The following is a 13053-nucleotide window of genomic DNA, read 5'->3' on the forward strand; positions in this document are numbered from 1 at the left end:
TATTGGAATAAAGAACAGTGTGGGAGCGAGCCTGCTCGCGATGACGGTGGGGCAGTCGACATCAATGTTGAATGATATATCGCTATCGCGAGCAGGCTCGCTCCCACATTGGTGCGTATTTCATAGATGAAAAGTGTGGGGCACAAACAGAAACCCCGGCACAGGGCCGGGGCTTCTTTGCATCCTTACAACCTTAAACCAGCGCAGCGATCGCGGCGTTGAAAGTGTTGCTCGGGCGCATGGCCTTGCTGATCAGCTCGGCATTGGCGTGGTAGTAACCGCCGATGTCCACTGGTTTGCCCTGAACGGCGTTGAGCTCGGCAACGATGGTTGCTTCGTTCTCGGTCAGGGTCTTGGCCAGTTCGCCGAACTGCGCTTGCAGTGCAGCGTCTTCGGTCTGGGCGGCCAGGGCCTGAGCCCAGTACAGCGCCAGGTAGAAGTGGCTGCCGCGGTTGTCGATGTTGCCGACTTTGCGCGATGGCGACTTGTTGTTGTCCAGGAACTGGCCGGTGGCCTGGTCCAGGGTCTTGGCCAGAACCAGCGCCTTGGGGTTGTTGTACGTCACACCCAGGTGTTCAAGGGACGCGGCCAGGGCCAGGAACTCGCCCAGGGAATCCCAACGCAGGAAGTTCTCTTCCAGCAGCTGTTGAACGTGCTTCGGTGCCGAACCGCCAGCGCCGGTTTCGAACAGACCGCCGCCATTCATCAGCGGAACGATCGACAGCATCTTGGCGCTGGTGCCCAGTTCCATGATCGGGAACAGGTCAGTCAGGTAGTCGCGCAATACGTTGCCGGTCACCGAGATGGTGTCCTTGCCTGCGCGGGTACGCTCCAGGGTGAACTTCATCGCGTCGACTGGCGCCATGATCTGGATGTCCAGGCCGGCAGTGTCGTGATCCTTCAGGTAAGCCTGAACTTTCTCGATCACCACGCCGTCGTGGGCGCGCATCGGGTCCAGCCAGAAAATCGCTGGCGTGCCGCTGGCGCGAGCGCGGTTGACGGCCAGTTTGACCCAGTCCTGGATCGGCGCGTCTTTGGTCTGGCACATGCGGAAGGTGTCGCCGGCTTCAACCGATTGCTCCAGCAGAGCGCGACCAGCGCCGTCGGAAACCCGAACCACGCCGTTTGCCTTGATCTGGAAAGTCTTGTCGTGCGAGCCGTACTCTTCGGCTTTTTTCGCCATCAGGCCAACGTTTGGCACGCTGCCCATGGTGGTTGGATCGAAAGCGCCGTGCAGCTTGCAGTCTTCGATCACCGCCTGGTAGATGGTCGCGTAGCAGCGATCCGGGATCACGGCCTTGGTGTCGTGCAGCTGACCGTCAGTGCCCCACATCTTGCCGGAGTCACGGATCATCGCCGGCATCGAGGCGTCGACGATCACGTCGCTTGGCACGTGCAGGTTGGTGATGCCTTTATCGGAGTTGACCATGGCCAGCGACGGACGAACGGCGTAGACCGCCTGGATGTCCGCTTCGATCTGCGCTTGCTGCTCGGCAGGCAACGCCTTGATGCGAGCGTACAGGTCGCCGATGCCGTTGTTCAGGTTGAAGCCGATCTGTGCCAGCACATCGGCGTGCTTGGCCAGTGCGTCTTTATAGAACTCGGCAACGATCTGGCCGAACATGATCGGGTCGGAGACCTTCATCATGGTGGCTTTCAGGTGAACCGACAGCAGCACGCCCTTGGCTTTGGCGTCTTCGATCTCGGCAGCGATGAAGCTGCGCAGAGCGTTTTTGCTCATGACCGCGCAATCGAGGATCTCACCGGCTTGCACGGTGGTCTTCTCTTTCAGGACGGTGGTGGTGCCGTCTTGAGCGATCAGTTCGATTTTGACGGCGTCAGCGGCGTCGATCAGGGCAGCTTTTTCGCTGCCGTAGAAATCACCGGTGCTCATGTGCGCGACGTGGGACTTGGAGTCCGCAGCCCAGGCGCCCATTTTGTGCGGGTGCTTGCGTGCGTAGTTCTTGACCGACAGCGGGGCGCGACGATCGGAGTTGCCTTCGCGCAGAACCGGGTTCACGGCGCTGCCCTTGATCTTGTCGTAACGCGACTTGGCTTCTTTGTCGGCATCGCTGGTCACGGTTTCCGGGTAGTCCGGCAGTGCGAAGCCCTGGGCTTGCAACTCTTTGATCGCGGCTTGCAGTTGCGGGACCGAAGCGCTGATGTTCGGCAGCTTGATGATGTTGGCTTCAGGCGTAACGGCCAGGTCGCCCAGTTCGGCGAGGTGGTCGGCTACGGCTTTATCACCCAATTGCTCGGGGAAGCTGGCCAGGATGCGCCCTGCAAGAGAGATATCGCGGGTTTCAACGGCGATATCAGCCGAAGCGGTGAACGCTTCTACGATAGGCAGCAGTGAATAGGTGGCGAGGGCGGGAGCTTCGTCGGTGAAGGTATAGATGATCTTCGAGCGGGTGGGCATATTCGGATTAACTCTCTCTTCTTTGCTAAAGCGTGCGCAGAAACTCGAGGGGCGCCGGGTAAGCGCGTTCGTTCAAAGTCATCCATGAGCCGAATGTCGAGGTTTGTGCGCGGTGATGTTGGGTGCATCAGTCGAGCGGCAAGCGGGTGGACTGCGATAACAATCCTGCTTTTTCAGGTCCAAAGTCTCGTGCTAGAGAGGTCGGCCGTCGTGACTCTGTGGTCAGCGGGCGGCATTATACATAGGTAGCTGGCAATCTGCCGATGGTTCATATGCAACGATTCTCGTCCATTGGTCTAAAGGTCGCAGGGGAGCGTGGGGCGTAGAGTCTTGCGCCGTGCTTGAGTTTGGCGCTTTTCCCTTTGCTTTCAGGCTTGTACGCCGCGAACTATGCAGCTTTGCGGCAGATGGATGGAACATAGGGTTTGCGTGCCGATTTAACTGGGGTACGCTCGAACGAAGCCAGATGTTCAATCCAAACAATGGAGTTCAGCATGGGATACAAGAAGATTCAGGTTCCAGCAGTCGGCGACAAAATCACCGTCAACGCGGACCATTCTCTCAATGTTCCTAACAACCCGATCATCCCCTTCATCGAAGGCGATGGTATTGGGGTTGATATCAGCCCGGTCATGATCAAGGTTGTCGATGCTGCTGTTAAGAAGGCTTACGGCGGCGAGCGCAAAATTTCCTGGATGGAAGTCTACGCCGGGGAGAAAGCGACTCAGGTTTACGATCAGGACACCTGGCTGCCTCAGGAAACCCTGGACGCAGTCAAGGATTACGTTGTTTCCATCAAGGGGCCTCTGACCACGCCGGTCGGTGGTGGCATCCGTTCCCTGAACGTGGCCCTGCGTCAGCAACTCGACCTTTATGTCTGCCTGCGCCCCGTGCGTTGGTTCGAAGGCGTGCCTAGCCCGGTCAAGAAGCCAGGTGACGTCGACATGACGATCTTCCGTGAGAACTCGGAAGACATCTACGCCGGTATCGAGTGGAAAGCCGGCTCGCCGGAAGCGACCAAAGTCATCAAGTTCCTGAAAGATGAAATGGGCGTCACCAAGATCCGTTTCGACGAAAACTGCGGTATCGGCATCAAGCCGGTTTCGCTGCAAGGCACCAAGCGTCTGGCGCGAAAAGCTCTGCAGTATGTGGTCGACAACGACCGCGATTCGCTGACCATCGTGCACAAAGGCAACATCATGAAGTTCACCGAGGGTGCCTTCAAGGAGTGGGCCTACGAAGTGGCGGCTGAAGAGTTCGGCGCGACCCTGCTCGACGGCGGTCCGTGGATGCAGTTCAAGAACCCGAAAACCGGCAAGAACGTCATCGTCAAGGATGCCATCGCCGATGCCATGCTCCAGCAGATCCTGCTGCGCCCGGCCGAATACGATGTGATTGCGACGCTGAACCTGAACGGCGACTACCTCTCCGACGCCCTGGCGGCAGAAGTGGGCGGTATCGGTATCGCACCGGGTGCCAACCTGTCTGACACCATCGCGATGTTCGAAGCGACCCACGGTACTGCGCCGAAGTACGCTGGCAAGGACCAGGTCAACCCGGGTTCGCTGATCCTGTCCGCAGAGATGATGCTGCGTCACATGGGTTGGACCGAAGCCGCAGACCTGATCATCAAGGGCACCAACGGCGCGATCTCCGCGAAGACCGTGACCTATGACTTCGAACGTCTGATGGAGGGCGCGAAACTGGTGTCTTCTTCCGGCTTTGGTGATGCACTGATTTCGCATATGTAAGCGAGTCGGCACAAAAAAACCGCCTTCGGGCGGTTTTTTTATGACTGGATGACCGGTCGCGTCAGTTCGATACCTTTTCATGGTGGCCATGATGGGAGGGCTTGGCGTGATCATTCTCAGTCGGCGCTGCCGTGATCTTGACGGCGTGCAATCCTTTGGGGCCCTGGATGATCTCGAAGTTTACAGTTTGCCCGGCCTTGAGGGTCTTGTAGCCGTCCATTTCAATGGCCGAATAATGGGCAAAGAAATCGATATCTTTACCATCCTCGTCACGACCTTCTCTGGCGTCGGTGTTAATGAAACCGAATCCCTTGGCATTGTTGAACCATTTCACCTTACCGACTGCCATGTTCATATCCCTCTGCAACAGACTCCATCACTGGAGTATCATCCCGTACATCCGCAGTCAGATCCTGTAAATAAGATTGACTCCGCGGACCTTTATTACCCACTGTGGGCTCTATTGGTTGTAACACCGTTTTGCCGATAGTCAAGGTGACCAGGCAGTCGGTGTTGAAATCGTTCATGACCGTCCCCACTACTGTATTCGCACAACTGACGAACCTTTCTTTCCATGCATGCAATCAGCCAGATTCGACTAACATTCAATCAGGATCGCCCTGATTTACACGACGACGATTCCGCAGGCATTGCTGTTCAGGAGGCCAAGCCTGCTTTACAGGCGCCGCCGATGTACAAGGTGGTTTTGTTCAATGATGACTACACACCGATGGATTTCGTCGTCGAAGTGCTCGAGGTGTTTTTTAACCTGAATCGCGAGCTGGCGACCAAGGTCATGCTGGCCGTCCACACAGAAGGGCGGGCAGTATGTGGAGTGTTTACCCGCGACATTGCCGAGACCAAGGCCATGCAGGTCAACCAGTACGCCAGGGAAAGCCAGCATCCGCTACTCTGTGAAATCGAGAAGGACGGTTAATCGCCGACCACTTGGGTATGAGGTGAAGCTATGTTAAACCGCGAGCTCGAAGTCACCCTCAATCTTGCCTTCAAGGAAGCCCGTTCGAAGCGTCATGAGTTCATGACCGTCGAACATCTCCTGCTGGCCCTATTGGATAATGAGGCTGCCGCCACCGTTTTGCGTGCCTGCGGCGCAAACCTCGACAAACTCAAGCATGATCTGCAGGAGTTCATCGACTCCACTACGCCGTTGATCCCCGTTCATGACGAGGATCGCGAGACCCAGCCAACCCTGGGCTTTCAACGTGTCCTGCAGCGTGCTGTTTTCCACGTACAGAGCTCGGGCAAACGCGAAGTGACTGGCGCCAACGTGCTGGTTGCGATCTTCAGTGAGCAAGAGAGTCAGGCAGTGTTCCTGCTGAAACAGCAGAGCGTTGCGCGCATCGATGTCGTCAACTACATCGCTCACGGCATTTCCAAAGTGCCGGGGCATGGCGATCACTCTGAAGGTGAGCAAGATATGCAGGACGACGAGGGCGGTGAGTCTTCTTCCTCAGGCAATCCTCTGGATGCTTATGCCAGCAACCTCAACGAACTCGCGCGCCAGGGCCGTATCGATCCGCTGGTCGGTCGTGAGCTCGAAGTCGAGCGTGTCGCGCAGATCCTCGCGCGTCGGCGCAAAAACAACCCGCTGCTGGTGGGCGAGGCGGGCGTGGGTAAAACCGCGATTGCCGAAGGCCTGGCCAAGCGCATTGTCGACAACCAGGTGCCGGATCTGCTGGCCAACAGCGTGGTGTATTCCCTCGATCTGGGGGCCTTGCTGGCCGGGACCAAATACCGTGGCGATTTCGAGAAACGCTTCAAGGCGTTGCTCAACGAGCTGAAAAAACGTCCGCAGGCGATCCTGTTCATCGACGAGATCCACACCATCATCGGTGCGGGTGCCGCGTCCGGTGGCGTCATGGATGCCTCGAACCTGCTCAAGCCGCTGCTGTCGTCCGGTGATATCCGGTGCATCGGTTCGACCACCTTCCAGGAATTCCGCGGGATCTTCGAGAAGGACCGTGCTCTGGCACGACGCTTCCAGAAGGTCGATGTGTCGGAGCCTTCGGTGGAGGACACCATTGGCATCCTGCGCGGCCTGAAAGGGCGTTTCGAGCTCCATCACAATATCGAATACAGTGATGAAGCCCTGCGCGCCGCTGCCGAACTGGCCTCGCGTTACATCAATGACCGGCACATGCCGGACAAGGCGATCGACGTCATCGACGAGGCGGGTGCCTACCAGCGTCTGCAGCCGATCGAGAAACGCGTGAAACGCATCGAAGTGCCTCAGGTCGAGGACATCGTCGCGAAAATCGCGCGAATTCCGCCTAAGCACGTCACCAGTTCCGATAAAGAACTGCTGCGTAACCTCGAGCGTGACCTGAAGCTGACGGTGTTTGGTCAGGATGCCGCAATCGACTCGCTGTCGACTGCGATCAAACTGTCACGTGCCGGCCTCAAGTCGCCAGACAAGCCTGTCGGTTCGTTCCTGTTCGCAGGCCCGACCGGTGTCGGTAAAACCGAAGCGGCGCGTCAGTTGGCCAAGGCGTTGGGTATCGAACTGGTTCGTTTCGACATGTCCGAGTACATGGAGCGCCACACCGTATCGCGTCTGATCGGTGCGCCTCCTGGCTATGTCGGGTTTGATCAGGGCGGTCTGCTGACCGAAGCCATCACCAAGCAGCCTCACTGCGTGCTGTTGCTCGATGAGATCGAGAAGGCGCATCCGGAAGTCTTCAACCTGCTGCTGCAGGTCATGGACCACGGTACGCTGACCGATAACAACGGGCGCAAGGCGGACTTCCGTAACGTGATCGTCATCATGACGACCAACGCCGGTGCCGAAACCGCAGCGCGTGCTTCGATCGGTTTCACCCATCAGGACCACTCGTCCGATGCGATGGAAGTGATCAAGAAGAGCTTCACGCCGGAGTTCCGTAACCGTCTGGACACCATTATCCAGTTTGGTCGCCTCAGCCATGAGGTCATCAAAAGCGTGGTGGACAAGTTCCTTACCGAGCTTCAGGCGCAGCTGGAAGACAAGCGCGTGCAGCTGGAAGTGAGCGATGCGGCGCGCAGCTGGCTGGCGGCGGGTGGCTACGACTCGGCAATGGGCGCTCGACCAATGGCGCGTTTGATCCAGGACAAGATCAAGCGTCCGCTGGCGGAAGAGATCCTCTTTGGCGAACTGGCCGACCATGGCGGTGTGGTGCATATCGATCTGAAGGACGGCGAGCTGACCTTCGAGTTCGAAACCACGGCGGAAATGGCCTGACGTTCATCGCAATAAAGCAAAAGGCGCCGAAAGGCGCCTTTTTGCTGTCTGGAGTTTGTACGCTGCCCTGCATGGGGAATTCGTCAAATCCCGGGCAAACAAAAACGCCCGGCATAAGCCGGGCGTCTTGTATTGACTTGATTAGCGAGCGCGGTAAGTGATGCGCCCTTTGCTCAAGTCATAGGGCGTCAGCTCGACGCGCACTTTGTCACCGGTAAGAATACGAATGTAGTTCTTGCGCATCTTGCCGGAGATATGCGCGGTTACGACGTGCCCATTTTCCAACTCCACGCGAAACATGGTGTTGGGCAGGGTGTCGACGACAGTGCCTTCCATTTCGAAGCTGTCTTCTTTCGACATGCAGTAAAGCCCTCGGTGTCCAATGAATGGCCCGGTGCAACTGCGCCAGGCAAAAGCGGCGTGCATTGTGCCCGAAAAATGGGGTTTAAGCCAAGGGGTTCTAGTTCAGGATGACCCAGCGCTGATTAATCAGCAGTTCGATGGGGCGATATTGGGTCTTGTAGCTCATCTTTTTGCAGTTTTTGATCCAGTAGCCCAGGTAAACCGCTTCCAGCTGCAGCCGCTGGGCTTCGGCGATTTGCCAGAGGATCGCATAGCGCCCCAGGCTGCGTCGTTCCTCAGAGGGTTCGTAGAAGGTGTAGACCGCCGACAGACCGTTCGGCAGCAAGTCGGTCACGGCCACCGCCAACAGTTGGCCATCCAGGCGAAATTCGTAGAAACGGGAAAATGGCAGGTCACGCACCAGGAACGTCGAGAACTGGTCACGGCTCGGCGGGTACATGTCGCCGTCGGCATGCCGCTGTTCGATGTAGCGCTGGTACAGGTCGAAGTATTCTTCGCTGAACTTGGGTTTGGCGGGACGTACCTGCAAGTCGGCGTTGCGCTTGAAAATGCGTTTCTGCTGACGGTTGGGCATAAATTGCGCCACGGGAATGCGCGCCGGCACACACGCATTGCAATTCTGGCAATGAGGCCGGTAAAGATGATCGCCGCTGCGGCGGAAACCCATTTCAGACAGGTCTGCATAGACATGCACATCCATGGGCTGGCTAGGGTCGAGGAACAAGGTCGTGGCCTGCTCCTCGGGCAGATAACTGCAAGAGTGGGGCTGAGTGGCATAAAACTTCAAACGCGCCAACTCGGTCATGATCAACCCTCGGGGATAAGCTTTGAATTAAGTGTAAGCCACCGGCGCAAAAGTCGCTCAGCAAACCCAGCTGGCGCGGTTGGGCTGATCCAGATGCTGCGTCAGGTAGCGGGCAAACTCGCGACGCGGAATGGCCCGGGCGCCCAGGCTGTGCAAATGGTCGGTGGGCATCTGGCAATCGATCAGCACGAAACCCGAGTCTTTCAGATGTTTGACCAGGGTGGCAAAGCCAAATTTGGAGGCATTGTCGGCGCGGCTGAACATGGACTCGCCGAAAAACAGCTGGCCCATCGCTAATCCATACAGCCCGCCGACCAGTTCACCCTGGTCCCAGACCTCAACCGAATGCGCGTAGCCACGCTGGTGCAGTGCGAGGTAGGCGTTCTGCATGGCCTCGGTGATCCAGGTTCCGTCGGCGTAATCCCGGGGTGCGGCGCACGCGCGGATGACCGCGGCAAAATCCTGATCGAAGGTCACCTGATAGCGTTGCTGGCGCAGCAGCTTGTTCAGGCTGCGCGAGACATGCAGTTCGTCGGGAAACAGCACGGTACGCGGATCCGGCGACCACCAGAGAATCGGCTGGCCTTCCGAGAACCAGGGAAAACAACCGTGGCGATAAGCCTGAATCAGACGATCGGCGGACAGATCGCCGCCCGCAGCCAGCAATCCGTTGGGATCGCGCATGGCTTTTTCCAGCGGCGGGAACGTCAGGGTGTTGCGTTGTAACCAAGTCAGCATGGCATCCGGGCTTACAGAAGGGGAGGGCAGTGGTGGGCAGGTGCGCCCACCGTGAAGTTTGCCGTCAAACGGTCGGAATGTCGTCGAGGTATTTTTCTGCGTCCAGCGCGGCCATGCAACCGGCCCCGGCCGAAGTGACGGCCTGGCGATAAACGTGATCCGCCACATCACCGGCGGCGAACACGCCGGGGATCTCGGTGGCCGTGGCATCGCCCTCGCTGCCGCCCCTGACCCGCAGATAGCCGTCGCGCATGTTCAGTTGACCGATGAACAGGTCGGTGTTGGGCTTGTGACCGATGGCGATGAACACGCCGGCCAGCGGCAGCTCAGTAGTTTCACCGGTATGGCTGTCGCGAAGGCGGGCGCCGGTCACGCCGCTGGCATCGCCCAGGACTTCGTCGAGATTTTGATTCCAGTGCAGGCGAATATTGCCGTTGGCGGCTTTTTCGAAGAGTTTGTCCTGAAGGATTTTCTCCGAGCGCAACTTGTCGCGTCGGTGAACCAGGTGAACTTCCTTGGCGATGTTGGACAAGTACAGCGCTTCTTCAACGGCGGTATTGCCGCCACCGACGACAGCGACCACCTGATTGCGATAGAAGAAACCGTCGCACGTCGCGCAGGCGGACACCCCTTTACCCGCAAAAGTCTCTTCCGATGGCAGGCCCAGGTATTGCGCCGAGGCACCGGTGGCGATAATCAGTGCATCGCAGGTGTAAGTGCCGCCGTCGCCGGTAAGTTCGAACGGGCGTTGTTGCAACTTGGCCGTATGGATGTGGTCGTAAACGATCTCTGTGTCAAAGCGCTCGGCGTGTTTTTGCATGCGTTCCATCAGTACCGGGCCGGTCAGGCCTTCGACGTCGCCGGGCCAGTTATCGACTTCGACGGTGGTGGTGAGCTGGCCACCTGCCTGTATCCCGGTGATGACCACCGGTTTGAGGTTGGCGCGGGCGGCATAAACGGCCGCGCTGTAACCGGCTGGGCCGGAACCCAGAATGATCAGGCGGCAATGCTTGGATTCGCTCATAAAACACCTCATAAGCCTTTGTCACAAAAGAGAATGCGTGCTCAAATTGAATCGCAGGTACGCGCCGTTGGCTATGCTGATCCATGGCCTGCCAGCATGGCATCGTACGAACAAACCCGTACAATGCGTGCCGGTCACTTGAATATTCAGTGCGCACCGTGTTTATAAAAACCGGAGTGCAGTGTTAAAAGTAGTCCCAGTTGCGCCTGTTAACTTTTTTACCTGCCTGGATTGGGCAGTTTTTTATAGTCATTCAACAGATGGACGCGCCAAAGGCGCAGGAAAAGAAGCGTTTTGAAGAAATCCACCGCAGCACCTAAACCAGCCGTCGTTCCGCTTTGGCGCCAGCATTTGCACTACCGACTCAAGGAAGGTGCATTGATCGCCATCGGCGGCTTGTGCCTGTTCCTGATGATGGCCTTGTTGACTTACGGCAAGGACGATCCGGGCTGGAGCCATAACAGCAAGATCGACGATGTTCAGAACTTCGGCGGCCCGGTCGGCTCCTACAGCGCCGACATCCTGTTCATGGTGCTGGGTTACTTCGCTTATATCTTCCCGTTGTTGCTGGCGATCAAGGCGTGGCAGATCTTCCGTCAACGCCACGAGCCGTGGCAGTGGAGCGGCTGGCTGTTCTCCTGGCGCCTGATCGGTCTGGTGTTCCTGGTGCTGTCGGGCGCGGCGCTCGCGCACATCCATTTCCACGCCGCGACCGGTCTGCCGGCCGGTGCGGGCGGTGCGCTGGGTGAAAGCCTTGGCGACCTGGCCAGGAACGCGCTGAACATTCAGGGCAGCACGTTGCTGTTCATCGCCCTGTTCCTGTTCGGCCTGACGGTGTTCACCGACCTGTCTTGGTTCAAGGTGATGGACGTCACCGGCAAGATCACCCTCGACCTGTTCGAACTGTTCCAGGGCGCGGCCAATCGCTGGTGGGCCGCCCGTGTCGAACGCAAGCAACTGGTGGCGCAGTTGCGTGAAGTCGACGATCGCGTGCATGACGTGGTCGCGCCGACCGTTACCGACAAGCGCGAGCAGGCCAAGGTCAAGGAACGCCTGATCGAGCGCGAGCAGGCCCTGAGCAAGCACATGTCGGACCGCGAGAAGCAGGTGCCGCCCGTGATTGCCCCTGCGCCGCCGAAACCCGCCGCGCCGAGCAAACGCGTGGAAAAAGAGAAACAGGCGCCGCTGTTCGTCGACAGTGCCGTCGAAGGCACCTTGCCGCCGATCTCGATTCTCGATCCCGCAGAAAAGAAACAACTCAATTACTCTCCAGAATCGCTGGCCGCCGTCGGCCATTTGCTGGAAATCAAGCTCAAGGAATTCGGTGTCGAAGTCTCGGTGGATTCGATTCACCCGGGACCGGTGATTACCCGTTACGAAATCCAGCCTGCGGCCGGGGTCAAGGTCAGCCGTATCGCCAACCTGGCGAAAGACCTCGCCCGTTCCCTGGCCGTGACCAGCGTGCGGGTGGTGGAAGTGATTCCGGGCAAGACCACCGTCGGTATCGAGATTCCGAACGAAGACCGGCAGATTGTGCGCTTCTCCGAAGTGCTGTCGACCCCTGAGTACGACAACTTCAAATCCCCGGTGACCCTGGCCCTGGGCCACGACATCGGCGGCAAGCCGGTCATCACCGACCTGGCGAAAATGCCGCACCTACTGGTGGCCGGTACGACCGGTTCCGGTAAATCGGTGGGTGTGAACGCGATGATCCTGTCGATTCTGTTCAAGTCCGGCCCGGAAGACGCCAAGCTGATCATGATCGACCCGAAAATGCTCGAGCTGTCGATCTACGAAGGCATTCCGCACCTGCTGTGCCCGGTCGTGACCGACATGAAGGACGCGGCCAACGCCCTGCGCTGGAGCGTGGCGGAGATGGAGCGTCGCTACAAACTGATGGCGAAGATGGGCGTGCGCAACCTGTCGGGCTTCAACGCCAAGGTCAAGGAAGCCCAGGACGCCGGAACGCCGCTGACCGATCCTTTGTACAAGCGCGAAAGCATCCACGACGAAGCGCCGCTGCTGACCAAACTGCCGACCATCGTTGTGGTCGTCGACGAGTTTGCCGACATGATGATGATCGTCGGCAAGAAGGTTGAAGAGCTCATTGCCCGTATCGCCCAGAAGGCCCGTGCAGCCGGTATCCACTTGATCCTCGCGACCCAGCGTCCGTCGGTTGACGTGATCACCGGTCTGATCAAGGCGAACATCCCGACGCGCATGGCGTTCCAGGTGTCGAGCAAAATCGACTCGCGGACCATCATCGACCAGGGCGGCGCCGAGCAACTGTTGGGCCACGGTGACATGCTCTACATGCCGCCAGGCACCAGTCTGCCGATTCGGGTTCACGGTGCGTTCGTGTCCGATGACGAGGTTCACCGGGTGGTTGAAGCCTGGAAACTGCGCGGTGCGCCGGAATACAACGACGAGATCCTGGCGGGTGTCGAAGAGGCCGGCAGCGGCTTTGAGAATGGCGGTGGTGGCGGTGATGACGATGCCGAAACCGATGCGCTGTACGACGAAGCGGTGCAGTTCGTGCTGGAAAGCCGTCGCGCGTCGATCTCCGCGGTTCAGCGCAAGCTGAAAATCGGCTACAACCGCGCCGCACGCATGATCGAAGCCATGGAAATGGCCGGGGTCGTGACATCCATGAACACCAACGGCTCGCGTGAAGTCCTGGCCCCTGGCCCGGTACGCGACTGATTTGATTTGAAA

Annotated in this window: 10 protein-coding genes; 4 read left to right on the forward strand and 6 right to left on the reverse strand. The window is 58.5% G+C overall.

The features are described from left to right. Positions 1 to 193: 193 nt before the first annotated feature. The gene (locus tag ACM6I5_RS17830) at positions 194 to 2419 is read right to left on the reverse strand and encodes an NADP-dependent isocitrate dehydrogenase (protein WP_017339595.1); all 2226 of its coding nucleotides are present in this window, start codon (positions 2417 to 2419) and stop codon (positions 194 to 196) included. 494 nt (positions 2420 to 2913) lie between these two features. On the opposite strand from ACM6I5_RS17830, the gene icd reads away from it, so the two are divergent. After that, the gene (gene icd, locus ACM6I5_RS17835) at positions 2914 to 4170 is read left to right on the forward strand and encodes an NADP-dependent isocitrate dehydrogenase (RefSeq protein WP_017339594.1); all 1257 of its coding nucleotides are present in this window, start codon (positions 2914 to 2916) and stop codon (positions 4168 to 4170) included. 61 nt (positions 4171 to 4231) lie between these two features. Here icd and ACM6I5_RS17840 read toward each other — a convergent pair whose 3' ends face one another. Then, positions 4232 to 4519, reverse strand: coding sequence for a cold shock domain-containing protein (locus tag ACM6I5_RS17840; protein WP_414884307.1), 288 nt, complete (start codon positions 4517 to 4519; stop codon positions 4232 to 4234). 225 nt (positions 4520 to 4744) lie between these two features. Between ACM6I5_RS17840 and clpS the strand changes: the two genes are divergently transcribed. Together clpS and clpA are read left to right on the forward strand one after the other, a co-directional pair. Next, positions 4745 to 5107: an ATP-dependent Clp protease adapter ClpS gene (gene clpS, locus ACM6I5_RS17845; protein WP_015094394.1), complete on the forward strand. Its 363-nt coding sequence runs from the start codon at positions 4745 to 4747 to the stop codon at positions 5105 to 5107. Between the two features lie 30 nt (positions 5108 to 5137). After that, positions 5138 to 7408 (forward strand): ATP-dependent Clp protease ATP-binding subunit ClpA, encoded by a 2271-nt coding sequence (gene clpA / locus ACM6I5_RS17850; RefSeq protein ID WP_017339592.1) that lies wholly within the window; start codon positions 5138 to 5140, stop codon positions 7406 to 7408. A 141-nt stretch (positions 7409 to 7549) separates the two neighbouring features. On the opposite strand, the gene infA is transcribed toward clpA, so the two are convergent. The 4 genes from infA to trxB all read right to left on the reverse strand — a co-directional run bounded on the left by infA (position 7550) and on the right by trxB (position 10338). Further along, positions 7550 to 7768, reverse strand: a complete 219-nt coding sequence (infA, locus tag ACM6I5_RS17855; protein ID WP_002553999.1) for a translation initiation factor IF-1 — start codon at positions 7766 to 7768, stop codon at positions 7550 to 7552. A gap of 100 nt (positions 7769 to 7868) precedes the next feature. After that, positions 7869 to 8576 (reverse strand): arginyltransferase, encoded by a 708-nt coding sequence (locus ACM6I5_RS17860; protein ID WP_414884308.1) that lies wholly within the window; start codon positions 8574 to 8576, stop codon positions 7869 to 7871. A gap of 57 nt (positions 8577 to 8633) precedes the next feature. Then, positions 8634 to 9314, reverse strand: a complete 681-nt coding sequence (gene aat / locus ACM6I5_RS17865; RefSeq protein ID WP_017339590.1) for a leucyl/phenylalanyl-tRNA--protein transferase — start codon at positions 9312 to 9314, stop codon at positions 8634 to 8636. Positions 9315 to 9378: 64 nt separating this feature from the next. Continuing rightward, positions 9379 to 10338 (reverse strand): thioredoxin-disulfide reductase, encoded by a 960-nt coding sequence (gene trxB, locus ACM6I5_RS17870; RefSeq protein WP_414884309.1) that lies wholly within the window; start codon positions 10336 to 10338, stop codon positions 9379 to 9381. 294 nt (positions 10339 to 10632) lie between these two features. Between trxB and ACM6I5_RS17875 the strand changes: the two genes are divergently transcribed. Then, the gene (locus tag ACM6I5_RS17875; RefSeq protein ID WP_017339588.1) at positions 10633 to 13041 is read left to right on the forward strand and encodes a DNA translocase FtsK; all 2409 of its coding nucleotides are present in this window, start codon (positions 10633 to 10635) and stop codon (positions 13039 to 13041) included. Positions 13042 to 13053 lie beyond the last annotated feature (12 nt).

Origin of the sequence: Pseudomonas sp. IT-P171, from assembly GCF_949767765.1 — a bacterium.
GTDB lineage: Bacteria > Pseudomonadota > Gammaproteobacteria > Pseudomonadales > Pseudomonadaceae > Aquipseudomonas > Aquipseudomonas fluorescens_B.